25 protein-coding genes are annotated in these 26,464 nt (G+C 52.5%); 13 read left to right on the plus strand and 12 right to left on the minus strand.

What is annotated here, in order from left to right; genetic code table 11:
* Positions 1 to 170: 170 nt before the first annotated feature.
* Positions 171 to 3,275, plus strand: coding sequence for an efflux RND transporter permease subunit (locus NR195_RS17315; protein WP_045139847.1), 3,105 nt, complete (start codon positions 171 to 173; stop codon positions 3,273 to 3,275).
* Between the two features lie 59 nt (positions 3,276 to 3,334).
* Here the strand turns inward: NR195_RS17315 and NR195_RS17320 are convergent, their stop codons facing one another.
* Positions 3,335 to 4,360 carry an alpha/beta hydrolase gene (locus NR195_RS17320; RefSeq protein ID WP_256844760.1) on the minus strand — a complete coding sequence of 342 codons (1,026 nt, stop codon included), beginning with the start codon at positions 4,358 to 4,360 and terminating at the stop codon, positions 3,335 to 3,337.
* A 68-nt stretch (positions 4,361 to 4,428) separates the two neighbouring features.
* Positions 4,429 to 5,553 (minus strand): MFS transporter, encoded by a 1,125-nt coding sequence (locus NR195_RS17325; protein ID WP_256844779.1) that lies wholly within the window; start codon positions 5,551 to 5,553, stop codon positions 4,429 to 4,431.
* A 202-nt stretch (positions 5,554 to 5,755) separates the two neighbouring features.
* On the opposite strand from NR195_RS17325, the gene NR195_RS17330 reads away from it, so the two are divergent.
* A complete protein-coding gene (locus NR195_RS17330; RefSeq protein WP_010257019.1) occupies positions 5,756 to 6,652 on the plus strand; it encodes a LysR family transcriptional regulator in 897 nt (298 codons plus the stop codon).
* 63 nt (positions 6,653 to 6,715) lie between these two features.
* On the opposite strand, the gene NR195_RS17335 is transcribed toward NR195_RS17330, so the two are convergent.
* Positions 6,716 to 6,892: a general stress protein gene (locus tag NR195_RS17335; protein ID WP_010257023.1), complete on the minus strand. Its 177-nt coding sequence runs from the start codon at positions 6,890 to 6,892 to the stop codon at positions 6,716 to 6,718.
* Between the two features lie 201 nt (positions 6,893 to 7,093).
* Between NR195_RS17335 and NR195_RS17340 the strand changes: the two genes are divergently transcribed.
* Positions 7,094 to 7,390: a hypothetical protein gene (locus NR195_RS17340; protein WP_256844761.1), complete on the plus strand. Its 297-nt coding sequence runs from the start codon at positions 7,094 to 7,096 to the stop codon at positions 7,388 to 7,390.
* Between the two features lie 44 nt (positions 7,391 to 7,434).
* Here NR195_RS17340 and NR195_RS17345 read toward each other — a convergent pair whose 3' ends face one another.
* Positions 7,435 to 7,722: a type II toxin-antitoxin system RelE/ParE family toxin gene (locus NR195_RS17345; protein WP_256844762.1), complete on the minus strand. Its 288-nt coding sequence runs from the start codon at positions 7,720 to 7,722 to the stop codon at positions 7,435 to 7,437.
* Positions 7,722 to 7,961 (minus strand): type II toxin-antitoxin system RelB/DinJ family antitoxin, encoded by a 240-nt coding sequence (locus NR195_RS17350; protein ID WP_010257033.1) that lies wholly within the window; start codon positions 7,959 to 7,961, stop codon positions 7,722 to 7,724. Before NR195_RS17350 ends, NR195_RS17345 begins: the two co-directional genes overlap by 1 nt.
* A 359-nt stretch (positions 7,962 to 8,320) precedes the next feature.
* On the opposite strand from NR195_RS17350, the gene NR195_RS17355 reads away from it, so the two are divergent.
* Together NR195_RS17355 and NR195_RS17360 are read left to right on the plus strand one after the other, a co-directional pair.
* Entirely contained in the window at positions 8,321 to 10,294 is a 1,974-nt protein-coding gene (locus NR195_RS17355; RefSeq protein ID WP_256844763.1) for a methyl-accepting chemotaxis protein, read from the plus strand.
* Positions 10,295 to 10,398: 104 nt separating this feature from the next.
* A complete protein-coding gene (locus NR195_RS17360; protein WP_010257039.1) occupies positions 10,399 to 11,415 on the plus strand; it encodes an NAD(P)-dependent alcohol dehydrogenase in 1,017 nt (338 codons plus the stop codon).
* A gap of 49 nt (positions 11,416 to 11,464) precedes the next feature.
* Here the strand turns inward: NR195_RS17360 and NR195_RS17365 are convergent, their stop codons facing one another.
* On the minus strand, positions 11,465 to 12,133 hold the full coding sequence (locus NR195_RS17365; RefSeq protein WP_031292291.1) for a DUF2268 domain-containing putative Zn-dependent protease: 669 nt from the start codon (positions 12,131 to 12,133) through the stop codon (positions 11,465 to 11,467).
* 350 nt (positions 12,134 to 12,483) lie between these two features.
* On the opposite strand from NR195_RS17365, the gene NR195_RS17370 reads away from it, so the two are divergent.
* Both NR195_RS17370 and NR195_RS17375 read left to right on the plus strand, forming a co-directional pair.
* A complete protein-coding gene (locus tag NR195_RS17370; RefSeq protein ID WP_256844764.1) occupies positions 12,484 to 13,263 on the plus strand; it encodes an MBL fold metallo-hydrolase in 780 nt (259 codons plus the stop codon).
* Positions 13,264 to 13,338: 75 nt separating this feature from the next.
* On the plus strand, positions 13,339 to 14,331 hold the full coding sequence (locus tag NR195_RS17375; protein ID WP_256844765.1) for a GlxA family transcriptional regulator: 993 nt from the start codon (positions 13,339 to 13,341) through the stop codon (positions 14,329 to 14,331).
* A gap of 91 nt (positions 14,332 to 14,422) precedes the next feature.
* Here NR195_RS17375 and NR195_RS17380 read toward each other — a convergent pair whose 3' ends face one another.
* Entirely contained in the window at positions 14,423 to 14,824 is a 402-nt protein-coding gene (locus NR195_RS17380; RefSeq protein WP_010257048.1) for an H-NS family nucleoid-associated regulatory protein, read from the minus strand.
* A 275-nt stretch (positions 14,825 to 15,099) separates the two neighbouring features.
* On the opposite strand from NR195_RS17380, the gene NR195_RS17385 reads away from it, so the two are divergent.
* Positions 15,100 to 16,662: a sensor domain-containing diguanylate cyclase gene (locus NR195_RS17385; protein WP_158132458.1), complete on the plus strand. Its 1,563-nt coding sequence runs from the start codon at positions 15,100 to 15,102 to the stop codon at positions 16,660 to 16,662.
* Between the two features lie 68 nt (positions 16,663 to 16,730).
* On the plus strand, positions 16,731 to 17,177 hold the full coding sequence (locus tag NR195_RS17390) for a VOC family protein (protein ID WP_010671933.1): 447 nt from the start codon (positions 16,731 to 16,733) through the stop codon (positions 17,175 to 17,177).
* 229 nt (positions 17,178 to 17,406) lie between these two features.
* On the opposite strand, the gene NR195_RS17395 is transcribed toward NR195_RS17390, so the two are convergent.
* Positions 17,407 to 17,808 (minus strand): H-NS family nucleoid-associated regulatory protein, encoded by a 402-nt coding sequence (locus NR195_RS17395; RefSeq protein WP_010257055.1) that lies wholly within the window; start codon positions 17,806 to 17,808, stop codon positions 17,407 to 17,409.
* 872 nt (positions 17,809 to 18,680) lie between these two features.
* Here NR195_RS17395 and NR195_RS17400 point away from each other — a divergent pair.
* On the plus strand, positions 18,681 to 18,866 hold the full coding sequence (locus tag NR195_RS17400) for a DUF2256 domain-containing protein (RefSeq protein ID WP_010671932.1): 186 nt from the start codon (positions 18,681 to 18,683) through the stop codon (positions 18,864 to 18,866).
* 52 nt (positions 18,867 to 18,918) lie between these two features.
* Here NR195_RS17400 and NR195_RS17405 read toward each other — a convergent pair whose 3' ends face one another.
* The 3 genes from NR195_RS17405 to NR195_RS17415 all read right to left on the minus strand — a co-directional run bounded on the left by NR195_RS17405 (position 18,919) and on the right by NR195_RS17415 (position 20,169).
* Positions 18,919 to 19,221 carry a hypothetical protein gene (locus tag NR195_RS17405; RefSeq protein WP_029519489.1) on the minus strand — a complete coding sequence of 101 codons (303 nt, stop codon included), beginning with the start codon at positions 19,219 to 19,221 and terminating at the stop codon, positions 18,919 to 18,921.
* 105 nt (positions 19,222 to 19,326) lie between these two features.
* The gene (locus NR195_RS17410) at positions 19,327 to 19,869 is read right to left on the minus strand and encodes a YfaZ family outer membrane protein (RefSeq protein ID WP_033770122.1); all 543 of its coding nucleotides are present in this window, start codon (positions 19,867 to 19,869) and stop codon (positions 19,327 to 19,329) included.
* Between the two features lie 63 nt (positions 19,870 to 19,932).
* A complete protein-coding gene (locus NR195_RS17415) occupies positions 19,933 to 20,169 on the minus strand; it encodes a YgdI/YgdR family lipoprotein (RefSeq protein ID WP_010257065.1) in 237 nt (78 codons plus the stop codon).
* 971 nt (positions 20,170 to 21,140) lie between these two features.
* Here NR195_RS17415 and NR195_RS17420 point away from each other — a divergent pair.
* From NR195_RS17420 to feoB, 3 genes are all read left to right on the plus strand, one after another.
* Entirely contained in the window at positions 21,141 to 21,521 is a 381-nt protein-coding gene (locus NR195_RS17420) for a YgiW/YdeI family stress tolerance OB fold protein (protein ID WP_187495438.1), read from the plus strand.
* Between the two features lie 483 nt (positions 21,522 to 22,004).
* Positions 22,005 to 22,229, plus strand: coding sequence for a FeoA domain-containing protein (locus tag NR195_RS17425; protein ID WP_022624265.1), 225 nt, complete (start codon positions 22,005 to 22,007; stop codon positions 22,227 to 22,229).
* Positions 22,229 to 24,556 (plus strand): Fe(2+) transporter permease subunit FeoB, encoded by a 2,328-nt coding sequence (gene feoB, locus NR195_RS17430; protein WP_256844766.1) that lies wholly within the window; start codon positions 22,229 to 22,231, stop codon positions 24,554 to 24,556. Before NR195_RS17425 ends, feoB begins: the two co-directional genes overlap by 1 nt.
* A 437-nt stretch (positions 24,557 to 24,993) precedes the next feature.
* Here the strand turns inward: feoB and NR195_RS17435 are convergent, their stop codons facing one another.
* Positions 24,994 to 26,031 carry a tyrosine-type recombinase/integrase gene (locus NR195_RS17435; protein WP_256844767.1) on the minus strand — a complete coding sequence of 346 codons (1,038 nt, stop codon included), beginning with the start codon at positions 26,029 to 26,031 and terminating at the stop codon, positions 24,994 to 24,996.
* Positions 26,032 to 26,464: the final 433 nt, after the last annotated feature.

Here is a 26,464-nt window from a genome sequence, read left to right on the forward strand (position 1 = left end):
CAGTTAAATCCGCGATAAATCGAAAATGCAGCGTCACGGTACGATCAGCCAGCCTTAAGAAAAGATCACGTCAGGATGTTCAGCCTGAGGTTACACCCTATAATCAACGCTGTTTGTTAGCCTGCAGGAATGCAGGTTTTGCACCTGCCCAAAAGGAAGAGATCCCGCTGATGTTTTCTCGTTTTTTTATTTATCGTCCCGTTTTTGCATGGGTTGTTGCCATTTTAATCATGCTGCTTGGCGCGCTCTCTATTACCCTGTTGCCGGTTGAACAATATCCCGATGTTGCACCGCCTTCGGTGAATATCAGCGCAACGTACACCGGTGCTTCTGCAGAGACGCTGGAGAACAGCGTCACGCAGGTGATCGAGCAGCAGCTTACCGGGCTGGATAATCTGCTCTATTTTACCTCCAGCAGCAGTTCACAGGGGAATGTGTCGGTTACCGTCACCTTCAGTCAGGGCACCGATCCGGACACGGCTCAGGTGCAGGTGCAGAACAAGGTGCAGCAGGCGCTCTCCCGTCTGCCCAGCGAAGTGCAGCAGCTTGGTGTTACCGTGACCAAATCGCAGTCAAACTTCCTGCTGGTGATGGGGTTGTATGACACCACGGGCAAAAGTAACAGCACGGATATCGGTGACTGGCTGGTCAGTAATATGCAGGAGCCGCTGGCCAGGACCGAAGGGGTCGGTGACATCCAGGTGTTCGGCGGTCAGTACGCGATGCGCATCTGGCTCGATCCCTTCAAACTAAACTCCTTTGCGTTGCAGCCCTCCGATGTGTCGGCGGCAATACGCTCGCAGAACATTCAGGTTTCAGCCGGTAAAATCGGCGGCCTGCCATCGCCTGATAATCAGCAGCTCACCGCCACGGTCAGAGCGCAGTCGCGACTGCAGACGCCAGAGCAGTTCCGAAACATCATCGTCAAAAGCGACAAAAGCGGTGCCATCGTACGCGTGGGTGATGTGGCGCGGGTGGAGCTGGGCGGCGAATCCTATGACATGACCACCCGACTCAACGGGCATCCTGCGGCAGGGGTCGGAGTGATGCTGGCGCCGGGCGCGAATGCGCTGGCAACCGCGACGCTGGTGAAAAACAAAGTTGAAGAGTATCGCCACTCAATGCCGGAAGGTTATGAGGTGGCCTATGCGCTCGACAGCACTGACTTCATCAAAATCTCCGTTGAGGATGTGGTGATCACCCTGATCGAAGCGATCGCGCTGGTAGTGGTGGTGATGTACCTGTTCCTGCAGAATATCCGTGCGACGCTGATCCCGGCGCTGGCGGTGCCGGTGGTACTGCTCGGCACCTTTGGCGTACTGGCGCTGTGCGGCTACACCATCAATACCCTGACGCTGTTTGCTATGGTGCTGGCCATCGGGCTGCTGGTGGATGATGCCATCGTGGTCGTCGAAAACGTCGAACGCATTATGCATGACGAAGGTCTGCCGGCGCGTGAGGCAACGGAAAAGTCGATGAAAGAGATCTCCGGCGCGCTGGTGGCTATCGCGCTGGTGCTATCCGCGGTATTTCTGCCCATGGCCTTTTTCGCCGGGTCGACCGGTGTGATTTACCGGCAGTTCTCCATCACCATCATCGCCGCCATGACCTTCTCCGTGGTGGTGGCACTGACCCTGACGCCTGCACTGTGTGGCATGTTGCTGCGGCCGACCTCACCCCATCGTAAAGGCTTCTTTGGCGGTTTTAACCGCTTTTATGCCGCCACCGAGCGCCAGTATCGTCACAAAGTGGTGAGCACTCTGCGCCGTCCGCTGATCATGGTATCGCTTTATGCGGCAATGGGCGTTGTGCTGTTTGTGATGTTTACCCGCTTGCCGGGTAGCTTCCTGCCGACTGAAGATCAGGGCAGCATCATGCTTCAGGCGACATTGCCAGCGGGTGCCACGGCCAGTCGCACTGAGGCAGTCAATCAGCAGATTGTTGACTGGTTCCTGACTGAAGAGAAACAGAATATTGATGTGGTCTTCACCATCAACGGTTTTAACTTCAGCGGTGCTGCGCAGAATGCCGGTATGGCGTTTATTAAGCTTAAGAACTGGGATCAGCGACCGGGTAGTGAAAACTCTGCCGAAGCGATTGCCGGGCGCGCCACCTACGCGCTGGCGTCGATTCGGGATGCGCAGATCTTTGCGCTGACGCCGCCGTCGGTGCCGGGTCTGGGACAGAACAACGGTTTTACTTATGAGCTGCTGGCCAGTGGTGGCACCACGCGTGAGCAACTGGGCAACCTGCGCGATCAGCTGCTACAAAGCGCAGCGCAAAGCCCGGAACTGCTTGGCGTGCGGGCCAATATCCTGCCGCAAACGCCGCAGTTGCAGGTCGATATTGATACCAGCAAAGCGGTGGCACTGGGACTGCAGCTGGATGACGTGACCGATACGCTGACCAGCGCCTGGGGCGGTGCCTATATCAATGACTTCATCGACCGGGGTCGGGTAAAGCGGGTCTATGTGCAGGGCGACGGTCAGTATCGTTCATCACCTTCTGATCTGGATAAATGGTACATCCGTAACAGTGAGGGCACCATGACGCCATTCTCGGCGTTTGCCTCGACCCGATGGACCATGGGACCCGAAAGCCTTAACCGCTACAACGGCTCTGCCTCCTACGAAATACAGGGGCAGAACGCCGAAGGGTTCAGCTCCGGCGATGCTATGAACACCATTGAGCGACTGGCCAATGAACTCCCGGCAGGGACCACAGGGGCATGGAGCGGTCTTTCGCTGCAGGAGAAGCAGGCGGGCGGGCAGTCAACCACGCTGTATGCGATCTCGATTCTGGTGGTGTTCCTCTGTCTTGCTGCGCTGTATGAGAGCTGGTCGGTGCCTTTCTCCGTGCTGTTAGCGGTGCCGCTCGGCGTGCTGGGTACCGTGCTGGCGGTGGCACTGCGCGGATTAAGCAACGATATCTACTTCCAGGTGGCGTTGCTGACCACGGTCGGACTCACCTCCAAAAACGCGATACTGATCATCGAATTTGCGGAGGATGCGGTTCGTCGGGGAAGTTCGCTGAGCGCGGCTGCGTTGCAGGCAGCGCGAACCCGTCTGCGGCCGATTATGATGACGTCGCTGGCCTTTATCGCCGGGGTGATCCCGCTGGCGGTGGCGACGGGCGCCGGTGCTAACAGCCGCATCGCCATCGGCACCGGTATCATCGGCGGTACGCTGGCAGGCACGGTACTGGCGCTGTTCTTTGTTCCGCTCTTCTTTGTGCTGGTGAAGCACTACCTGACCCGCCATCGCAAAGGCCAATAACGCAGAAAGCCCGTCTGCAGGCGGCTGCAGACGGGCTGGAGTCAATGATCAGCGGAAGATTACAAATGCTGTTTAAAGAAGGCGGTCAGCTTCGCAAACGGGATCAGGTCAGTGCGGTCATAAAGGTCCACATGGCCTGCATCAGGCACGATATAGAGCTCTTTGGGCTTTGCCGCACGCTGGAACGCATCTTCGCTGAACTCGCGTGAATGCGCTTTATCACCCGTGATGAAGAGCATCGGGCGGGGTGAGATGGTCTCAATGTCATTAAACGGATAGAAGTTCATGAATTTCACGTTGCTGGTGAGCGTCGGGTGCGTGGTCAGCGCAGCTGAACTGTTTTTCGGTGTAAACTCACCGCGAGGCGTCCGGTAAAAATCATAGAACTCTTTGGCTATCGGAGGCGAATCAGCATCGATTTTATGTGGTGTACCACTGGTGTACTCAGTTTTACCCCCGGTGAACTCTACATAGCGTTGCTGTGCCGCCGCTTCAATGATTTGCTTGCGCTGCGCCAGTGTCTGGCTTTTATTCAGCGCATTACGGTTGGCTGACCCCATGTCATACATGCTGACGGTAGCAATGGCTTTCATGCGGGGATCAATCTTCGCTGCGCTGATGACAAAACTGCCACTGCCACAGATACCCAGCACACCAATCCTGTCGCGATCGACAAATTCGCGGGTACCCAGGTAATCCACGGCTGCGCTGAAGTCTTCGGCATAGATATCCGGAGAGACCGCGTTGCGTGGCTGACCTTCACTTTCGCCCCAGAATGAAAGATCAATTGCCAGGGTAACAAATCCCTGCTCAGCCATTTTCTGCGCATAGAGGCTGGCGCTCTGCTCTTTGACTGCGCCCATCGGATGACCTACCACAATCGCCGGAAGGCGCGCCGTTTTACCGGCCTCTTTTGGTCTGTACAGCGTGCCGGTCACACCCATCTGATACTGGTTTTTAAAGGTGACTTTCTCGCGGGTGACTTTCTCGCTTTGATAAAAGTTATCGGCGCCGCGTGACATATCGGCAGCGCTGGCCGCAAATGAACTGATCAACAGTCCAAACATCAGGGTTAATGCTCTCATAAGAAGATCCTTATCGGGGTTGACGACATGAGGGCAACGGGTTGCCCGGTTAAACAACACATCTGCTATCAGGCAGCGCTTTCCTTACGGGCGGTGATCATCGCCAGTCCGGCGGCAGTGACCAGTAATGTGGCGCTGATGGCAAAGGTGGTCTGCCAGCCTGCATGGTCAAAGGCCAGGCCACCCAGCGTCGACCCCAAAGCAATCGACAGCTGTACGATGGCCACCATTAATCCGCCACCGGTCTCGGCATTATCCGGAAAGGTTCTGGCGATCCAGGCCCACCATCCGGTTGGTGCCGCTGTTGCCACCAGTCCCCAGATGCCAAGCAGTGGCGCCACCAGCCACAGGTGATGACCAAACACCATGAGCAGCACCGCAACCAGCGCCATAATCAACGGGATGATCATCAGGGTCAGATAGAATCCGCGCTGCAAAACAGCACTGATAATCAGCGTGCCGATAAAGCCGGCGACGCCAATGGTCAGCAGCACCAGCGACAGCGCAGAAACGTCAACCTGTGTCACGGTTTCCAGAAACGGGCGGAGATAGGTAAACAGGGTGAACTGGCCCATAAAGAGCAGGCCGCAGGCGGTCAGACCCACCGTAACCAGCGGCGAACGCAGCAGCTGCAGAATTTTTCCGCTGCGCTGCCGGGCCGAATCGACTGGCATTGATGGCAGCGTGAGCGCCTGCCAGAGCAGGGCGATCAAGGCTACCGGCACCAGGCTGAAAAAAGCCCCGCGCCAGCCAATGACAGAACCGAGATAGCTGCCCAGCGGTGCAGCGATAACCGTCGCCAGCGCATTCCCGCCATTGAAAATGGCCAGCGCGCGCGGCACCTGCCCGGTGGGGACCAGCCGGATAGCGACCGCCGCTGACATCGACCAGAAACCGCCAATCACCACGCCAATCAATGCCCGGCCAGTCATGTAAGTCAGATAGTTGGGTGCCATCGCCACCATCAATCCGGATAGTGCCATTACCAGCGTGAGCGCCAGCAACAGAATTTTGCGGTCGAGGTTCCCTGCGATGCGGGTTGTTGAGAGGCTGGTGATCACTGCCAGTGCGCCGGAGATAGCGATGCCCTGTCCGACCAGACCTTCGCTGACCGCCAGATCTTGTGATAACGGCGATAACAGGCTGACCGGCATGAATTCAGAGGCGATGAGCGCGAATACACACAGCGTCATTGCCCATACACCACCCCAGTGCGCTTCTTTATGCCGGGGGGAACAGTCAGTTGTTTCCGTAGAAGTCATGTTGTGTCCTGTTTCATTGTTTGCGGTGCTGATGAACTCAGGAAATTTTACTGTTTCGCTTTATATTGACTAGCTAATGAATCCTTAATGGGGTTATAACCAGAACTTATAAATCTATCGGCGGGAGTGCAGTATGAAGCGCAACATGAATGACCTGCAGGCTTTTATTACCGTGGCGCGTGAGGGCAGCTTTACCCGCGCGGCAGCGCTGCTGGGCGTGACGCAGCCTGCATTGAGTCAGACCATTACCGCGCTGGAAAACCGGATGGAGATTCGGCTGCTTACCCGCACGACCCGTAACGTCTCACCGACCGCGGCGGGTGAACGGCTAATCCAGGCGATTGGCAACCGATTCGATGAAATTGAGGCGGAACTGGATATGCTGACCGCGATGCGGGACAAGCCAGCCGGCACGGTACGGATCACCTGCGGGCCGCATATTCTGAGCTCACTCCTGATGCCAAAGCTGACGCCATTGCTGGCGGCTTATCCTGATATCCGGCTTGAGTTCGATGCTAATCATGGCTTACGCAATATCGTGGCCGATCGATTTGATGCAGGGGTCAGGATGGGAGACACCATTGATAAAGACATGGTGGCGATGCCGATAAGCCCGCCATTACGGATGGCTGCGGTGGCCACGCCCGACTACTTTCGTCGTCATGCTGCGCCGCAGGTTCCGCAGGATCTGCTGCATCACAACTGCATTAATATGCGGCAGGCGACAGCGGGTGGGTTGTACGTCTGGGAGTTTGACGGTGAAGAGGGGCCGTTAAATGTGCGGGTAGATGGACAACTGACGTTCAACACTTCGGCACACATTGCAGAAGCGGCTCTCGCCGGGCTGGGGATCGCTTTCCTGCCTGAGCAGGAAGTCGCAGAAGGGCTGGAGCAGGGCACCTTGATCCGCGTGCTGGAGCGCTGGTGCGAGCCGTTTCCCGGCTATTACCTCTACTATCCCAGCCGCAAGCAACATTCACCCGCTTTTACCCTGGTCAGAGAGGCATTAAGGCTAAAAGAGGGGGCATGATGAAACTTATTGGAATAGATGCCATTCCATGGCGTAATACGTCCTAAAGCGCTTTATTCAGAATTACTTAGAAGGACGGCGACTAATTTTGCCTCCTTTCCGACCGGCTTCCCTGGCTTTTTCAGGATCGTTTTTGAAATTGCCCCCACTGGCCTTGCCTCCTGCACTGCCAGCTTCACTCGCCCGTTCTGGATCGTTGGCAAAATTGCCGGCACCACCTCTGTATTTCTGTTGTGTCATAGGAAGACCTCATATCAATGTTCCATTAGATAAAAAGGACTAGCTAGTCACATCTGCAAGCATAGTCGTCCGCTTCGTTTATGCAAATGCACAGACTTAAATTATTGATAAGACTAATTTTAATTTTTCGCAGGGGGATAGTGTCGGCAGGGCCCTAGGTGATGAACTACGCTTACAGACCTGACGAAAAAGGAGAGTGCTATGAGTAATGCGACCTTAATCGATACGCTTGAGCTGGGCTCTGACGAGCAGAAGCAGAAATATGAGATTTACGGCGATGATGCACAGACGCCCACTTTTGCTGTCATCTACCGGCAGCAGGGCGATAGCTGGCAGCAGCTGGATGAGAAAATCACGTTCGCCGCGCAGGATGAACAGCAGGAAGCGAGGGGATCAATGGGCTACGGTTCCGGCGACACGCTGCCAGACTTACGTGACCTGCCTGCCGAAGCTCGGGAGCTCTGCGAACAGCACTGGAACCAGCAGAGTGACAGGTAAACAGGAATAGCGCCGCTTTGTTTGTTAGCGGTGAAGTCGCCTGTTTAAGAGAGACGCCTGGAAGCGGCAGAATAAACCTCTGAGCGCTCTCTTTTCCCGACAGCCACCACAAAAACCACCACCCGGTCATCAATAACCTGGTATACAAGTCGATAACCGGATGACTTTAGCTTGATCTTATAGCAGTCAGGTATCCCGCTGAGTTTGTTCGCCTCAATTCTGGGTGACTCAAGACACTCAGCCAGCTTCTTTTTAAGCTGTTGACGTACTGTCGGGCCCAGCTTGCGCCACTCTTTCAGTGCCCTCTGATCGAACTCAAGTTGCCAGGTCATTAGAGGTCATCCAGTGTGACCCGGACAGGCTCAGGGTTTCGCAGGCGTTCTTTAACTATGTCTACTAACGCCGCATCTTCGTCACTGAGTAACGTTTGCTTAAAGGGAAGACGTTCATTATCTGCAATATATTCAAGCATCAGGCGCAGCGCATCAGAAGGAGTCACACCCATTTTTTCGAGCGCAGCATAGGATCGTGTCTTCAGGTCATCATCGATTCGAATGTTAATTGTGCCCATAGCGAGTTCCTTTGTATTTACACTTGACATTACAATTGTCGCACTGATGAGTCTGTATCGCAAACAGTAAACATCAGTCACCCGCACAGCCTTATATCTTCCCGGTAAAATCACGCTAAAGCTTATTTTATGCTACGAAAATATAACATCTTCATCCATTAAACCAACTGCAGCAATCGTTAAAGGTTTTCCCGCTACTGGCGATAACCAACAGGCGTTGAGCGCGCCGATCATTGATGAACCCGGCACTCCGCGACGAGTTCTGAACGCGAACGGACCTGCTTTTAGCCCTCCTTTTATACACACCAGAAAGCGCTAATTTAAGCGCAAATTACTCAAATAAAAGCGAAAATAATAATATGTCGATCATTAAGACGATCAAAAGACACCTGCCTGTTGCCCGTCTTAGGCGTAGCAGTCAGCCTGCCAATGGCACCTACGATTGTCGTGCGTTGCCAGATTCACTGGCCTCCGTGGGTTTAAGCTCGCGGGCGGGCGGCATCCTGATGACCTTCGTTCCGCCTGAAGCCGATTTTCAGCGGGTCAGTAAGGCCTGGCAGCGATTCAATTCCGCCGACCTGACGGTGTTGACGCTCTCTTCCAACGGCGCGCTGAGCAGCAGCAGATCGCAAAGCACCTACTGTGATGGCAATGGCCCGGAGGGAAGCTACCTCTGGCTGCCGGACACACTGATCGCACGCCATGAGACGCATATTGTTGATCTGCATGTCGCCGACACGCAGACGGCCAGCCAGCGCATCACCGCCATCCAGCAGGAGCTGGCGCGCTTGAAGGTGCGGATGCCGCTCTCGGCCGATCGTACTTTCGCCATGATTTACTGTGACGGATTGTCGGCATCCGAAGGCTTTCTGATGCAGGCCTGGTATAACAGCGGGCGCTTTCCCTGCCTGGCGATTGGCGGTTCTGCCGGGGGTAAAATCACCTTTGATGGCACCTGGATTGGTACAGGTGGCAGGGTGTTGCAGGGCAAGGCTGTGATTGTGTTCTGCCAGATGGCGCCAGGAAAATCATTTGCTCCTTTTAAAAGCCAGAACTTTACGCCACGCGATCAGAGCTGGCTGATTGCTGAAGCCGATCCGGTTGCGCGTACTGTAACGTCAGTATTTAACCGCCAGGGGCAGCAGCAATCGTTTGTTGCGGCGCTATGTGAACATCTTAACTGCAGCGAAGCGCAACTCAGCGAACGGCTAAAGGGACTCACTTTCGGCGTTAAAGTTGGCGGCGAGTACTTTATTCGCTCGATCGCCAAAATTGAATCGGGCGGCGTACACTTTTTCTGCGATCTTGAGTTTGGCGATCGACTGTTCCTGATGGAAGAGAAAGACTTTAAACAGACGACGCAGCAGGAGTGGCAGGCTTTTACCGCTCAGCATGGCAAACCCGCGGCGATCCTGATGAACGACTGTATTCTGCGCCGTGTCGGCAATGCCGATAAGCTGCATAATGCCCATTTCTTCAAAGGCATTGCCGCCGCCGGTTTTTCCAGCTTCGGCGAAATCCTGGGTGTGCCCATCAATCAGACGCTCTCCGCGCTGGTGTTCTTTAATCATGACGTCAAAGCGATGAGCCAGTTCCCGGTAGAGTACGCCGGCTACGCGGCACACTACGCGCAGCGAGCGTTGCGCCGCTGGGAAGCGCTGAACAGCATCCAGACGCGGGTGCTGGATCGGGTTATCACTTATCAGCAGGCGCTGACGCCGCTGATGGAGGCGCTGCCGGTGCTGGAAACAGCCACTCAGAGCCAGGGAGAAACCCTGAGCCTGGCAGAGAGCAGTATCCGTAACATCAGTAACATCGCCACCGAGAGTCAGCAGGCGCAGGGCCGGCTGGATGATGGTCTGGACGATCTGGAGAAAATTTCCAACGGCATCAATGAGATTACGCATGGCATCAGCAATATTGCTTTCCAGACCAACATCCTGGCGCTGAATGCCGCAGTAGAAGCGGCTCGTGCAGGCGAGGCTGGGCGGGGATTTGCTGTGGTCGCGGGCGAAGTTCGTCGTCTGGCGCACTCCTCAAAAGAGCAGGCTGAAGCTACGGCCAGTAACATCGGTGAGGCAGTCAGCACCATCTCACGTATCCGGCTGGTGGCCAGTGATTCGGCGCAGACCGCCGCCCAGATGGCAGAGCGCAGTATCAGTGCAGCCGATACGCTGGCGGCCATGAATCAACAGACGCGACATGAGCGCGCTGACATTGCGAAGCATCTCGGCAGCCTGCGTGAACTGACGCAGGGGATGGATGCGATGCAGGAAGCCGTCGCGCAGCTCAAGGTGTTACAAACTCTTTCCGGTGCGCAGGTTAAGGGCTGATTTATCAGCATAAAAGACAAAAAAGTGCGGTGTAAGCGTAACGACCAGGCAGGGCGGGCTTTCAGTTGTTACACTTGTCGGTGATTAACCACGCAGAGGTATGAATGAAAATTAAAAGTTATGCAGCCATGCAGGCTGGCCAGGCCCTTGAACTCTATGAGTACGATGCCGCCGAACTGGCAGCCGAAGAAGTCGAAGTCCAGGTCGAATATTGTGGCGTCTGCCACTCAGATCTGTCGATGATCGACAACGAGTGGGGCATCTCTCAGTTCCCGGTGATTGCAGGACATGAAGTGATTGGCCGGGTTTCAGCCCTGGGCGAAGCGGCTAAGAACAAAGGTCTTTCAGTCGGCCAGCGTGTAGGAATCGGCTGGACAGCAAAAAGCTGTCAGCACTGCGATGCCTGTATTAACGGCGAGCAGGTTAACTGTCAGCAGGGCAGCATCCCGACCATCATGAACAAAGGTGGTTTTGCCGAGAAGCTGCGTGCTGACTGGCAATGGGTTATTCCGCTGCCAGAAAAACTGGATGTGGCGAGCGCCGGTCCGCTGCTGTGTGGCGGTATCACCGTGTTTAAACCGCTGCTGATGAGCAACATCACGGCAACCAGCCGTGTGGGTGTGATTGGTATCGGCGGACTGGGCCATATCGCAATCAAGATCCTGCACGCGATGGGTGCCGAAGTGGTGGCATTCAGCTCAACGCCAGATAAGAAGCAGTCGATCCTGGATATGGGCGCGGATGAAGTGGTTAACAGCCGTGATCCAGAAGCTCTGAAAAAGCAGGCAGGCCGTTTTGACCTGATCCTGAGTACTGTGGCGGTCGACCTGGACTGGAAACCTTATTTCGCTGCGCTGGCACCTCAGGGTAAATTCCACACCGTGGGTGCCGTGATGAAGCCGATTGAAGTGAGTGCTTTTGATCTGATCCTGGGCGACAAAGCGGTGACCGGTTCATCAACCGGCTCACCAGGCCAGCTGCGTTCGCTGCTGCGACTCGCCTCGCGTGCGGATATTGCGCCACAGGTTGAGTTCTTCCCGATGTCTGACATCAATAAAGCGCTGGATCACGTTCGCGCCGGTAAAGCCAATTACCGTGTGGTTCTGAAAGCCGATTTCTGATGCGAATCTGAAATGACATGCCGCAGCCTGCTGCGGCATTTTTTTATCCTCAATTTGTCAGCAATCCCTTAGCCAGCCCCGCGGCAATCACCTCATCGGCTGTCACGCTGAACCATTTCTCTGTAGCGCATTCCGCGTTATCACGTCGCCATGCGGCAACCATCTGGTAGCCCAACGTATAGCCATACCATCGGCGAAAGTCACCCGTGCCGAAGAACCAGGCAGAATGATCATAATGAGGACTTTGCAGCGTGGTCAGCGGCACTGGATTAGCCTGCAACTCGCTTAGCTCTATGGCTTGCTCCCAGGGCTCTGCTGCCGTTTTAAGCAGCCAGCAGACGAACTGACCCGCCAGACCTTCGCTGACCAGCGCTTCACCCAGCGTCCAGCCATATCCCGGCCCGCGCATTCGCAAACAGTGATGGACTTCATGCACGATATGCCGCACCAGCGTGCCATTTTCCAGCATCCCGGGCAGATTCGGATTTGCCGGGTCAATGGCCAGGCCGAACAGGGTGGGCCCGTAAGCCCGGCCTGCAAAACCGGTTTCAGGTATTACTGCCTCCGGCATGCACTGAACCAGAATATCCAGACGAGGGACACGTGTCACGGAGGAGAGGTGCTCGCAGGCGAGCTCAGCGGCCCTGACTATTGACGATTTATAAGGCCCAACATCACCCGATGCCTCCAGCCAGTGCAATTTCCATAAGTCGTTCACAGACTCTCCTGTCAAAGTTTGATAATCAGAACACAGGTCCGGGACCCGCCAGAGCTACTAATACCTTAACCGGCAATGCTTTAAACAGACACCGGAAGAAAGCGTTATCGTTGTCGGTAAAGAGTTAAAAGCAACTTCCGGAACGCCTGCCATTCCTGAACATTCAGGGCTGTCTCGTCGTGACGCCAGATCCGATAGATACCCTGCTACAAGGAAATATTGCAGTTTGGCCCGATTCCATCGAACACTGTCCTTTGAGCCTGTTACGCGCAGGTAAACAGTGCCGTAAATTAACCTCATGGTAGCCAGTAAGCCTGGCTGATTTCACTGAGACTGTTCATGGAGCCAAAATGAAGCTGACCCAGATTCGTAATGCCACCCTGCTACTGGACTATGCAGGCAAAAAATTCCTGATCGACCCGATGCTGGCCGAAAAAGAGGCCTGGCCCGGGTTTGCCGGAAATGCCCGTCCGCATCTTAGAAATCCGATGGTTGAGCTGCCTGTTCCGGTCGCTGCACTGCTGGCAGTCGATGCGGTGATTATCACTCACACGCATATGGATCACTGGGATGAGGCTGCGCAGCAGCTAGTGCCGAAGACGATGATGATCTACAGCCAGAACGAAACAGATGCAGCACTGATTCGTTCGCAGGGGTTTGAAAATGTTCGCGTGCTGCAGGATGAGAATCCGTTTGTTGATGGCCTGACGATTTATAAAACCGATGGTCAGCACGGCAGCAATGCGTTATATGCCGACAAAGTGATGGGCGATATTCTGGGTGACGCCTGTGGCCTGGTCTTTACCCATCCGGCAGAAAAAACCCTCTATATAGCTGGCGATACCGTATGGGTCAAACCCTATGTCAGAGCGCTGCAACGTTTTCAGCCGCAGGTGGTGGTAATGAATATCGGCAATGCAACCAACGATCTCTATGGCCCGATTATCATGGGAAAAGAGGATACCCAGCGCACGCTGAATATCCTGCCTGAGGCAACGCTGGTTGCCTCACACATGGAGGCGATAAACCACTGTTTGCTGACGCGCGCAGAGCTACGTGCATGGACTACCGAACAGGGTATTGCTGACCAGGTGCTGATCCCGGAAGATGGTGACACAATGACGTTCTGAGCGTCGTGGCACTAAACCGGCACAATTGTGCCGTGAGTTCTCAACACTACGCTGTCACACAATAAGGGGGAGAGGATGGCTGCTCTGAAAGTCGCGGTGCTGGCAACGGCCGGTTTTAGTCCGTTTCATTTTTCAGTTCCCTGTATTCTGTTCGGCTCAGCCCTGCCGCAGCCGGATCTGTTTCATGTCGATATCTGCGCACTGAAACCAGGCCCGGTCATCTCAGAGATGGGGTTGTCAATTACGGTGGAACAGGGTCTTGACCCGCTTGATCAGGCGGACATTATTATCGTGCCCTACTGGCATAATCCGGCTGAAAAACCTGCGCAGGCGCTGCTTGATAAGCTGGTGGCAGCCTGGCAGCGCGGCGCAGAGATCGTTGGACTATGTCTGGGCACTTACGTACTGGCTTATGCAGGTTTGCTCGATAAGCATCGTGCTGCCACTCACTGGGAATTTGAGCGTGACTTCAGCGAGCGCTTTCCACAGGTTCACCTCGACAGTAATGCTCTTTATACCCGGGACACTCGTCTGATCACTTCTGCCGGCACCGCGGCGGGCATCGACTGCTGTCTGGATATCATCCGTCACCACTATGGCAGCGCCATGGCTAATCGGGTAGCCAGACGCATGGTGGTGCCGCCTTACCGTGAAGGCGGTCAGGCGCAGTTCATTGAGCGACCGGTTCCGGAAACAACGCGTGACAGTAAGATCAACGCGTTGCTGGCGTCCCTGCGACAGAATCTGGATCAGCCACAGGATCTTGACTCACTTTCGCGGACGCTTGGCATGAGCAGGCGAACGCTGACGCGTCATTTTCACAAGGCGACAGGCATGTCCCTGGGAGAGTGGCTGACAGCAGAGCGTCTGCAACGCAGCCAGCTATTACTCGAAACCACAGGCATCAGCATTGAATGTGTGGCAGAAAAGGCGGGTTTTGATTCGCCCGTGTCATTTCGTCAGCGTTTTAAATCCCGGTTTGGCGTCTCTCCCAGTGAGTGGCGCCGGACATTTCGGGGGCCGCATCCGGTGATGAGTGATGAGACATTACGACAGGACGATGAGTGACCAGGCCCGGATGAATTTCTGCGCCTGTGACTTTGCCTGCCGGAATATTCCCGCGTAATGACGGTCACTATTCCGGCAGAAATAAATGCGACTACAGCAGGAAATCATCCAGCGACTGGCCGTTTTCAATGGCCGCCTTAATTACGGAGGGCGTTCGGCCCTGACCCGTCCAGTAACGAACCTGACCATTTTCGTCATTGTAACGGTATTTCGCCGGACGCTTTGCGCGTTTCTTTTTGCCGGTTACCGAGGGGGATGCGCTATTCACCAGCTCCGCCGGGTTAATCCCTTCTTCCATTAACAGCTCCTGGTAGAACGCCAGTTTTTCTGCTTTCTCACGGGCTTCCGCTGCCCGCGCGTTTTCCTCTTCACGACGTTCATTTACCACGGTCTCTAATTTCTGGCGTAACTCTTCCAGCATATCTAAAGCCATATTGCGCGCCTCTGCACGAAGCGTGCGGATATTGTTCAGGCTGCTCAGGTTCTTACTCATAACAAATCCTCAAATACTCAACTTAATCAATGAAGTGCAAATTATTCAGCTGGCAAGGGTAACATTTACCCACGTGATATTTGAAGCGCTAGTGTAGCCTTATTCGCTATTAATGCTCTATTAAAGGTGCTGGTTGAACCAATAAAGAAGAAATTTTAAGCGAAATCTGCTGGTTAATTGCGGATTATCATTGTTGAAACAGGATTGTGGGATTTGCATTTTTGCTTTTGATTAACTGTGCTTAAATCAGTCAACAGGGTTTATTAAGGACAGGCATGAAGTTTCGCCAAAAAAATGAGGGTTCAGCGCCAAAAATCTCGCCGCTGCTAAGAAGTATTATCCTTTCAGGCGTATTGCTCAGCGTGGCGGTGATTGGCTTAAATGTGTGGACGCTGCGGGAAGACTGGAATGAAACCGTCGATAAAGCTGAAGATACGGCGGTTAATCTGTCACTGTCACAGGCGCGCCAGGCGGACGATACATTTTTGCAGACCGAGCTCTCTTTGCGCGAGGTGCAACGCGAGCTCGAAAAGCAGATTGCCACAACCGGTGTAGATGGCGAGGCGCTGAGCCAGACGATGCGCCTGTTGCAGAGCCACCTGCCACAACTACACGGTTTGTTCTACTATGATGCGCAGGGGAAATGGATAGCCACTTCTATGAGCCGGATACCGCCTGACATCAATAATTCCGATCGTGAATATTTCGATTATCACCGCACCAGCCCGCGCGATACCCTGCACGTCGGCCCGGTGCTTCGCAGCCGCACCACTCACGAGCTGGTGATCCCGGTTACGCTGCGTGTGAACGATGCCTTTAACGGCTTTCGGGGCGTCTTACTCGCCACCGTCAAAGTGGACTATTTCCGCCGTTTCTACAGCTATTATGAACTTAGCGAAGGCGATGTACTGGTACTGATGCTGGCAGACAGTACCGTGCTTTACGCCCGTCCGATGCCGGATAGCTACATCGGCAAAAACCTCTCAGTGAGTCCGCTTTTCCTCAGGATGCTGGCCCATGCGGATAAAGGCAGCGGTCAGTGGACCGCTGCGCTTGATGGTAAAAAACGCATCTTTGGCTTTGTCCGCTCACAGCGATACCCGCTGGTGGTGGCCGCGGGATATGACAAGCGCGCGCTGTTTAACCACTGGCTCAAGAGCTGGGTACATGATCTGATTCTGAGCCTGGCGCTGCTGATTGTTATTCTTTTACTGGGTGCATTTGTACTGCGTCAGGCACGGCATACGCTGCGTTATCAGCTTGAGCTGACCCGATTACGCGATGATCTGACCGCGGCTAATCGCGCACTGGAAAATCTGGCACAGAGTGACGGGCTGACGGGTGTTGCCAACCGGCGCCATTTTGATCACATGCTGACTGAATGCCTGCAGAACGCGGAGCGCAGTGGCCAGCCGGTGTCATTAATCCTGCTCGATATCGATTATTTTAAACGTTTCAACGATACCTACGGCCATGTGGCGGGTGACGACTGCCTGAAAAAAGTGGCTACTGTTCTGAAAAACGCCGCCCGCCGCAAAAACGAACTTACGGCCCGATATGGCGGCGAAGAGTTTGCCATTATTCTGCCCGGACAGCCGTTGTCAGCCGCCTTGAACTTCGCTGAATTGATCATCGACGCCGTTAACAGGCTCGATATTCCGCATCTCACCACGGAACTGCCGCAAAAGCACGTCACCCTGAGTGCAGGCTGCGCCGTCTATCTTGCTTCAGACTCACAACAGGAAAAAGAATCGCTGATAGCGCGCGCGGATGAGGCTTTGTATCACGCGAAACGGGCAGGGCGTAACCAGGCCATGTGTGAAGAACGTAGCGGCTGAGCATCCGTGATCAAATCCTGAATCCTGCCTGTGGCATGGTGACAGCTCAACTTAAACAGGGAGCGGCCATGTCAAACGATACCGGTTTCACTCATCTTGCTTTACAGGTACGGGATTTAGAGAAGAGCGTAGATTTTTATCAGCGTTATGCCGGGATGCAGGTGATACATCAGCGTAAACCTGGCATTCCTGAAGCACAGAAAGTGGCATGGCTGTCGGATTTAACCCGACCTTTTGCGCTGGTGCTGGTGCAATCTGACAACAATGAAGATACGCCGCTGGGTCCATTTGGTCATATAGGCGTGGCCTGTAGCAGTCGTGAAGAGATAGATGAAAAAGTGGCACTCGCTCGGCTCGAAGGTGTGTTGCGACGCGACGCGCAGCAATCTGGTGTGCCAGTCGGATACTGGGCATTTTTTGCCGATCCTGATGGCAATACGCTTGAGCTCTCTTATGGTCAGCAGATCGGACTGGAAATTATCACAGCCCGCAACACGCAATCGCTGAATAAATAAAGCGGTTGAGAGAACAGAATGAATCCCATTACTTGTTGCGTGACTGCGTAAAGCTTTTCAGTTATTGAGTTCAGGGTAACGCCTGAGCAGGATTATGGATGGAGAGACAATAACAAGATGAGAAAGGAAAGGGTACAGCCTGGCCGGTAATTGAGATGCCTGAGTCTGACGATTTATGGTGAAAAAACCGCCTGCCTGATGCAGGCGGTGTTTCATTATGCATACTGGATTAAATCAGGAAATCATCCAGCGATTTACCTGCATCAATGGCAGATTTAATAGCAGATGGGGTACGGCCCTGGCCAGTCCACTGCTTAACCTCACCATTTTCGTCGGTGTACTGATATTTAGCCGGACGAGGCGCGCGTTTTTTCTTCACGGCTGGTGCAGTCGGCATACCATTTAACAGTTCGTTAGGATCGATACCTTCCTGCAACAGTAATTCACGGTATTTTGCCAGTTTCTCAGCTTTTTCACGATTAGCTGCTTCAGAAGCCTGTGCTTCTTCACGTCGCTCACTCACCACAACCGACAGTTTTTCCAGCATTTCTTCCAGGGCAGCAAGGTCAAGCTCGCGAGCGTTTGCGCGAAGGGTACGGATATTATTCAAGCTGTTGAGAGTGTCACTCATCAAAGTCACCATAGTCATGTTCAGATAATAAAATACAGAGCGGGTTCACGCTGATGCTTTTCGTCAGACCTGCTTTTTTAAGATGCTTGCCTTCGAAGAATCAAAATACAGAACCGATAGTTCAACGCCAACATATTAATCGCTTTCTCAAAGAGTTTAAACTGTAATTAACGTAAGACCCTTAAACAAAAGTAAAGTTACTCTTTTTTTTACACTCTTCGCTCAAAATGTCAAAAAGGTGCCTCATCTGATGATGTTCAATAATTTAGTTACGTTATGGATAAACCGGGCTTTCACGTCGCTTTTCCAGCGGAATCGCTTCGCTAATCACGGAGCTGCTTTGTTCCGAAAGGCAGTCACCGTGCATACTTCTCCAGATAAAGCTGGATATGTCCATGATGCCACCATAATAGGGTTGTAAAGGACGCATAGCAAAATTACTAAAAAATAACCATCAGGCGGCTGATTTATTCAGACTATATGTAAGGTCATGAAATCAGATTAATTTATCACTTAATTAACGTTCTGGTTAAGGCGATCATCACCAGACGGGTTATGGCTTTGTTTTAAAAGCCTGGAGAGACAAACCCCAGTAAAGGGGGATAAAACAGTCAGAATCACGCGTGACCTGTATGACCCTGGATTGATTATTTACGGGCGTAATGACTTTTTAGCCGCCGTATGGGGCCAGAGAGGCTGTCCGCTAATCAAGGAAACCTGAGCCACATCATCCGGGTACCATATTGCCTTATGCGCCGATGAAGCGGTAAACAGTGCGATCTCAATTGCCCCCAATACTTACTCACAAGCAAGCTAAACTGTATAAGAGACGCTATTGTCAGCGTTATAAGGGGTTCTCAGGAGAGACTGGCGTGTTCAAAGGCAATAAAAAGTCATTACCGGTTCGCTACTGTAAAACGTGTAATAAACCGATGTCATGGCGAAAAAAGTGGGAACGATGCTGGGACGAGGTGTTGTATTGCTCGGAACGGTGCCGGCGGCAGCGTACTGATCGGCAAGAGGATGATACAGAAATAAAACCTGAACCTGACCTCTGACGCTGACTAGAGCTGGCCAGGGATTAACCTGGCCTCAGTCAGGGGAATGGGGCTATTGCTGTACCTCGATCTGTTGCCAGCCTCTTTTAAACATACAATCTTTAACCAGTATCTCTCGCTGGCTTTCATTGGCGTCGCTGGTGGAGTAATCGGTGTCAGTGGTTTTATATTTACTGTCTTTTGAGGTGTATTTACCGCTAACGACATTGTCAGGGGGTAAATCCCGCAGTGCCTGGGCCCGACAGGCTGTTTCCGTTATTGTTTCCTGCTGTTCAGATGCATCTGGCTTGACCCATTTATACTGCACACATCCGGTCAGACAGAGAGTAAATAACATCAGCATAAGAGGTTTCATAATCTGTTTCTCAGTGCTCCCCGCCTGAGTTGAGACGAGTGATTGAGTAAGGAAACCGATCGGCAGGGTTTCCTCACCACAAAAAAAGGGAAGAGTCATCCGACGTTAAAATGTCAGGCCGCCACCGATATAGGGACCATCGATCAGGGTATGACCCGGACGTCCATCTTTGCCATCAACACCCGCATAGCGATAGCCCACTTTTAACACCAGTGGATCCACAGGTGACCAGCTGACACCGCCATTGGCCTCAACGAAATTCTTAACGCTGTTGGTCAGCTGTTCCGGGGCGGAATAACCTTCTCCATACAACGCAAAATTAGCGGGCAGATTGATTTTCACACCGCCGCCAACAGGAAACGCAACGCCGTTATCTCCTTTTTTGCCGCCGATGTAAGCGGCTTTAACGCCAGCCGTCAGCATCACAGGTCCAATTTCAAGGTTATAACCGGTACCCGCCTGACCAATCTGAACACCATCCGCCGTATTTTTGATCCACTGACCATCAACATAAAGCCCGCCGGATGAACGGCCGATTTCTGCGTCCAGTACCGAGGTGTTTTTACTTTGTTCGGCATTCAGGCCAATGGCCATGGCTGAGGAGGATGCACACAATAATAAGCCAAAGCCAATTACAGAAATTTTCATTGCTCAGTTTTTCTACAGAATCAGATTTTCAGGATAATGATTAAGATTGCTATTAAAGCAGGATTACTTTTGCACAATCTCTTTAACATCGTGCTGTTGTAACTGATGCATGTTTCCATCCGTGTCTTTATAAGAGATCATGCCTGTTTCTTTATCTTTTGCGGGTTTGCCATGAGTCGTAATCATGTGCCCATCGTTGGTGGAGATCACATAATTGCTTGAGCAGGCGGAAAGGGACATAACAGAAGTTATCATCGCAATAGCAAAAGCGAATTTCTTGCCAGAATTAAAAGATGTCATTTTACTTTCCTGTCGTTTCTTTTTAAGAAGATGCGGCATTATTCGCTGTGATTGTTAAACGACATGCTAACAATCCGGCAGTTTGCCTCTTTATCAGGATGAGAATGATCTGGATCAATATCATGGGTTGCTCAGGAGTAAGCAACCATGGCGGGTATTGATTGTTTTGCGACCAGTACTTGCGGAAGCGAAGGCAGAAGTTTGTACTGAGAGAATCAGGAAGAAAACCAGCAAGGTAGAGGAAAAGAAACTTAAGCTCGAATCCCAAAAATGAATCTGTAAGAAGCATAGGCTGATGCTCAAAGACTGAACTAAACGCATTTATTCGGAGGCTCACGCTGGCGAATCTCCGAACTTCGGTAAATTCCGCATGATCCTTTATCTCTTGTCAGTTTGGGTGGGCATCAGGCTATCACCACTCTCCTCTTCTGTTTATGCATTTTCAGACAGTATCAGGCAACATTCTTCCCCTTTTAATGCCAGAAAGGGCTGCATTCCGAATGGAATCCGTTGTCGATACACTGCATACGCAGCGTTACTGGGTTCTGTTACTATCATCGGGAACCAGGCATAGAAAAAAACCACTCAGTTGAGTGGTTGTAAAAAGAAAAAAATAGTTAATGAGCAAAACTGCGATACATAATGTTTTAATACTGGGATATATCTATGCCAGGAAATAATATCTGTTAACAGACATGTTAGCTATGGGATTTATAAGAAATGATGCAAAGTGAAAGCGTAACAATGACCATAATACAGTGAATGTTAAAAGTTCAGCTCTCACGTAACTGTTTATCTATCAATTTATTTTTTTAACAACATGGATTAAACTTTGATTGTTTTTCTGATGCGGATTTATCGTGCGCATCATGCTCATTACATTTTTAAAACACATGGAGGTAATCACTTTTCTTAAGATCCCGTTAAGATCTGCATCGTAAATTAGCCCGACAATTTTAACGGAGATAAATATGAAAAAGTTTCTTTTAGCAGCATTGTTTGCCGGTATGAGTTTTGGAGTTTCTGCACAGGAAGGTTTTGTTAATCCAGCAGGGCAGGGGTATTCTCAGGGCGGATTTAAAGGTCCGACACCCGGCGTCTCTTCTGTCGCTCAGGTTAAGACGCTGCGTGATGACGCATGGGTCGTTCTGGAAGGTAACATCATCAGACAAGTCGGGCATGAACTTTATGAGTTCAAAGATGCTACCGGAACGATTAATGTCGATATTGATGACAAGCGCTGGATGGGACAATCGTTATCACCGAGTGATAAAGTCCGTCTTGAAGGTGAAGTTGATAAAGACTGGAATAGTGTTGAGATTGATGTAAAAACGGTTCGGGTTCTTAAGTAATCCTTATTCGCTCATCACCTGGTGGTGGCCTGAAAATCAGGGCACTGCCATTGTGAAAATGATCCTTCCAGGACGCCTTTCTTTCATTACAGCAGCCGCCAATTAGTTACAACACCCTATTTGAGCAGATTACGTTACCGGCGATATCCTGCCAGATTGGTTTTTTTGATTAAACCTGAACGGAGCCGTTCTGTGAATCCGAGTGCTCATTGACTAGCCGCCCCGCACGGCCCGAAGGGCCGTAATAGTTACTTACGGTATACTGAATGATGTAACTAAATGTAGAGTGCGGGAATGATTCAACATTCTCCACATCCGCCTTTAACTGTTGAACCCGCGCCTGGAAGAACCCCCATTTAATGCGCTGTTGACCTGCCGTTGACCCTGACGGCAGTTTTCTTCTGCCTGCCCGATGCCAGATCAAAAACCGAAACGAGTATCATTTATAGAATGAGTGCTTCTTACTTTTAGGCAGGGCGTGATATGGCAATGAATATGGGCAGCACCTACCGGATCCTTGGCTATCAGCCATCGGTAAATTCCGCCTGGCGCCAGAAATTACTGACAATGGGCATGCTTCCCGGCGCAGTTATTGAGGTCATTCGCGTGGCGCCAATGGGCGATCCGGTGCAGATCTCTACCCGCCGTGTCAGCCTGGCGGTGCGGCAGCGTGACCTGGATGACATCATCCTGGAGGAAATCGTCTGATGAAGAAGATAACCATCGGGCTGATTGGTAACCCTAATACCGGCAAAACCACGCTGTTTAACCAGCTCACCGGTGCCCGACAGCGGGTCGGGAACTGGGCTGGCGTCACAGTTGAGCGCAAAGAGGGTCAATTTTTTACCGCGCAGTCAGATGTCAGGCTTATTGATCTGCCAGGCACCCGATCGCTGACAACGCTATCTGCTGAAAGCTCGATAGATGAGAGCATCGCCTGCCAGTATCTCTATCAGGATCACGCCGATGTGGTGATTAACGTCGTCGATGCCTCCAGTCTGGAAAGTAATCTGTTCCTGACCTTTCAGCTGCTGGAACTGGGCGTACCCTGCATTGTCGCCCTGAACATGCAGGATATTGCCGCCAGCCAGAACATCACTATTGATGTCGCAGCACTGTCAGCTCATCTCGGATGTCCGGTCGTTTCACTGACCTCAACCAAAGGTGATGGCATTGCCCAGCTCAAAGCGCTGATTGACCAGCCCCATATTTACAGAGCACCGGAACGGGTACGTTATCCGGCCGCGATTGAAACGGCCATTGAGCAGCTCTGCCAACAGATGCCCGCCGCCATAGCCCCACAAAAACGCTACTGGCTGGCCTTGCAACTGCTGGAAGGGGATATCAACAGTCAGAAACTTTGTCCGACGCTGGTTCCGCATTTGCCCGAGATTATGCAGCAGGCCGGTGGAGAGACCGGCGTACAGATTGCCGATTACCGCTATCGCACCATCAATACCCTTTGCGCGGCAGTGAGTAACATTCATCAGGCTATGCCCGCCGGTCTGACCCGCAGGATCGATAAAATTGTGCTGAACCGCTGGCTGGGCATTCCGATATTCCTGGCGGTGATGTATGTAATGTTCGTGCTTTCAATTAACATCGGTGCTGCGCTACAGCCACTGTTCGACAGCAGTTCGGTGGCGATATTCATTCATGGTGCGCAATGGCTGGGCTATGTCTGCCACTTCCCTGACTGGCTGACGGTTTTCCTGGCGCAGGGTATCGGTGCCGGTATCAATACCGTGCTGCCGATCATTCCGCAGATTGGCCTGATGTTCCTGTTCCTCGCTTTCCTTGAAGACTCCGGCTACATGGCGCGCGCCGCTTTTGTGATGGATCGTCTGATGCAGTCACTGGGCCTGCCGGGAAAATCCTTTGTGCCGCTGATTGTCGGCTTTGGCTGTAATGTCCCGTCGGTCATGGGGACACGGACGCTGGATACACCGCGTGAGCGTCTGCTGACGGTGTTGATTGCGCCTTTTATGTCATGTGGCGCACGGCTGGCGATTTTTGCGGTTTTCGCGGCGGCATTCTTTAACACCCACAGTTCCAGCCTGGTTTTCTCCCTCTATCTGCTGGGCATTGTGGTGGCCATCGCGACCGGGCTGGTGCTTAAGCATACCCTGCTGGGCGGAGAAGCCTCGCCGTTTATCATGGAATTGCCGGTCTATCACCGGCCTCACCTCAAAAGCCTGCTGTTGCAGACCTGGCAACGGCTGAAAATGTTTGTGGTGCGAGCCGGACAGGTGATTATCCTGGTGAGCATGCTGATTGGCGTACTGAGCAGTTTTGCCTTTAATGGCCAGATGGTTAATGACATTAACCACTCTGCGCTGGCGGCGACCAGCAAAGCGATCACCCCCGTGCTGTTGCCGATTGGGGTCACTCAGGATAACTGGCAGGCAACAGTGGGGCTGGTGAGCGGCATCATGGCGAAAGAGGTCGTGGTCGGCACGCTCAACAGCCTTTACACCACAGAGGCAATCCAGAGCAGTCCATTTGATCCGCAGGCTTTTGACCTGCCTGGTGAGCTTAAAGAGGCGCTGACAGAGACCTGGGCGGGGTTAACGGCTGCCTTCAGAATTGATGCGCTGGCCCATCCCATCGATGCCAGTAAAGGCGATGGTGAGATGGCGACTGGTTCGATGGGCGTGATGTCAGCCAAATTTGGCAGTGGCTTTGCCGCTTACAGTTACTTAATTTTTGTCCTGCTTTATGTTCCCTGCGTCTCGGTCATGGGGGCTATTGCGCGGGAAGCCGGTAAAAAATGGATGATGTTCTCATTCTTCTGGGGACTCAACATCGCCTACACCACGGCCACGCTGTTTTACCAGACCGTCACTTTTGCCGACCATCCTGCATTCAGTGCGACCTGCCTGATAAGCGTGCTGGTGCTGAACGGAATCATCCTGCTGGCATTGCGAAAAGCGGGAAGCCGGGTGCAGTCAATACCGGTCATGCTCAGGGAGGAAAAGGGGAGTTGCAGCGGCTGCCACGGCGGCTGTGATAAGCAGAAAGGCTTTGCCCGGTAAAAATAAGTACTGATGACATTCACTCTTTCCGCTGCCGGCGATTTCTGGCCGCAGCGGACAGGTGAGGATTGTCCTGTTGATTGTTCTTACGAATTTGAAGCCAGAATGGTGGGATGATTAGCGTATGAGCAGTGACAAAGGCTGCATGACAATTAACCCGGCCAGAAGCATTATCCTTCCCTCTGAAGGCAGATGTTTACCAAAGCAGGTCTGACCATGCACTGCAGCATGCCCTTATTATGGATAGCGGCTCCTGTTTTGCAGACAGATTCGCAGCATGCGGTATGGCAGTAAGGATAAATCAATTAAATCAGCCGGATGAACGCTGTGGATGCTCGACGCAGCGTTTATCCGTACCGGCTTACACACAGGCTGTCCACTTTTTCTGTGGATAACTTCAGCCTGAAAAAGGGGCTTTATTCTCTTTTCAGGAGCCATCAGCCAGGATAATCAGGGTAACTATATTGCTCCATAAACTCCACCATGGCACCTTTGTGTGCATCCACATGGCGGATATAGCGCATCAGTGTTTCTGGTTTTTTCCACGTGCCTTCCTGCATGATCCTGGCAATCGGATAGCCTTTATCTGCCATATCCTGCGCAGCTCCTACCCTGGCGCTGTGGCCACTCCAGCCGGTGTAGCGATTTTTGTTGGCCTTTACTGCGCCCTCTTTTCCGGCAGTGCGCCATGCCCGGCTAAAAATCTGTTCCAGTGCCCTTGTGCTCATCGGCTTTTCGGCAATCAGTGGCCGGCCAGACCGATGTACTGCAGTAAACAGCCAGGCATCAGGCTGGCTGGATAGCCCGGACGCTTCAATCCACTCTTCCAGTCGCTGAGTTGAACGGGCGCTGAGCGCCTTAATCAATCCGCCGGTCTGCACAATAGTTTTTGTCCATGCCACATCCAGAATGATTCGACCATCGCCGGCACGCATCACATCCCGCACCCGCAAACGCGACAGTTCACTGATACGCAGTAGTGTTGCATAAGCCACATGTAAAAAAGCCAGATCGCGAAGCGCCTGAAGGTTATCAGAACCTGACCATTCTTCATCCAGCGCCAGCAGGTCACTCAGCCTGAAGGGCACGGCCTGGCCTGCCCGCTCACCGTTGATCACCGCCACACGATTTATCTTCTTCATCGTCCGGAAAACCAGCGGAGAGACATTGGGCACCGGCAGCCCGGCGTTACGGTGTAACATCGAAATTAACGCCGCGTGTGAAGTGACGGTTGAGGAGGCCCGGCCGCTTTCAGCCAGAAAAGAGAGATAGTCACGCAAATCGTCTGCACTCATCGGCAGGAAGCTGCGCTGGTTATCTTCCGACCAGCGATTGCAGATTCGCATTACGCTAAGCAGCTGTCGCCAGGTGTTAGGTGAGAAAGCCTCTTTATCCTGAACGAACTGCCGGAGCCGCTCGGTGATATCGCTATTCCGGTCAACCGTCAGAGGGGTTAACGGCAGTAACTCACTCATATTTGCTCACTTATCAACCAAAGACGCCGATGATCGCGCTACGTTAATTCTGAGAACTAAGCAGGGGGATAACCGGTCAGAATTTACGTAGCGTTGTCATTTTCAGGGCGAACTTTACTGCTATCCATCTTAACCCGGCACCATCCCTATGTCATGACTTCGTATAAGAACAATTATACGAAGTTAGTATATCGTAACTGATCCCGTCTGGCTTTTAACGGATTGACGCTCATCGCAGTCAGTCAGTCAGGGCAGGTACAGGTCACACGCTTTATCAATAGCTGAACGTAACTCACTGCGAGTTGTTCAAGTGAAACCACGACGCAAAAAAATGTCTCAAACTAAGGCGCGTTTAAACCAGGGTATGAACGGTTTAATCATTATTTAATTAAATCAGCACATCACGATGCTTTATTTTCCCAGCGCAATAATG

Source organism: Pantoea sp. Ft-CA_14, assembly GCF_024520875.1.
GTDB lineage: Bacteria > Pseudomonadota > Gammaproteobacteria > Enterobacterales > Enterobacteriaceae > Pantoea > Pantoea agglomerans.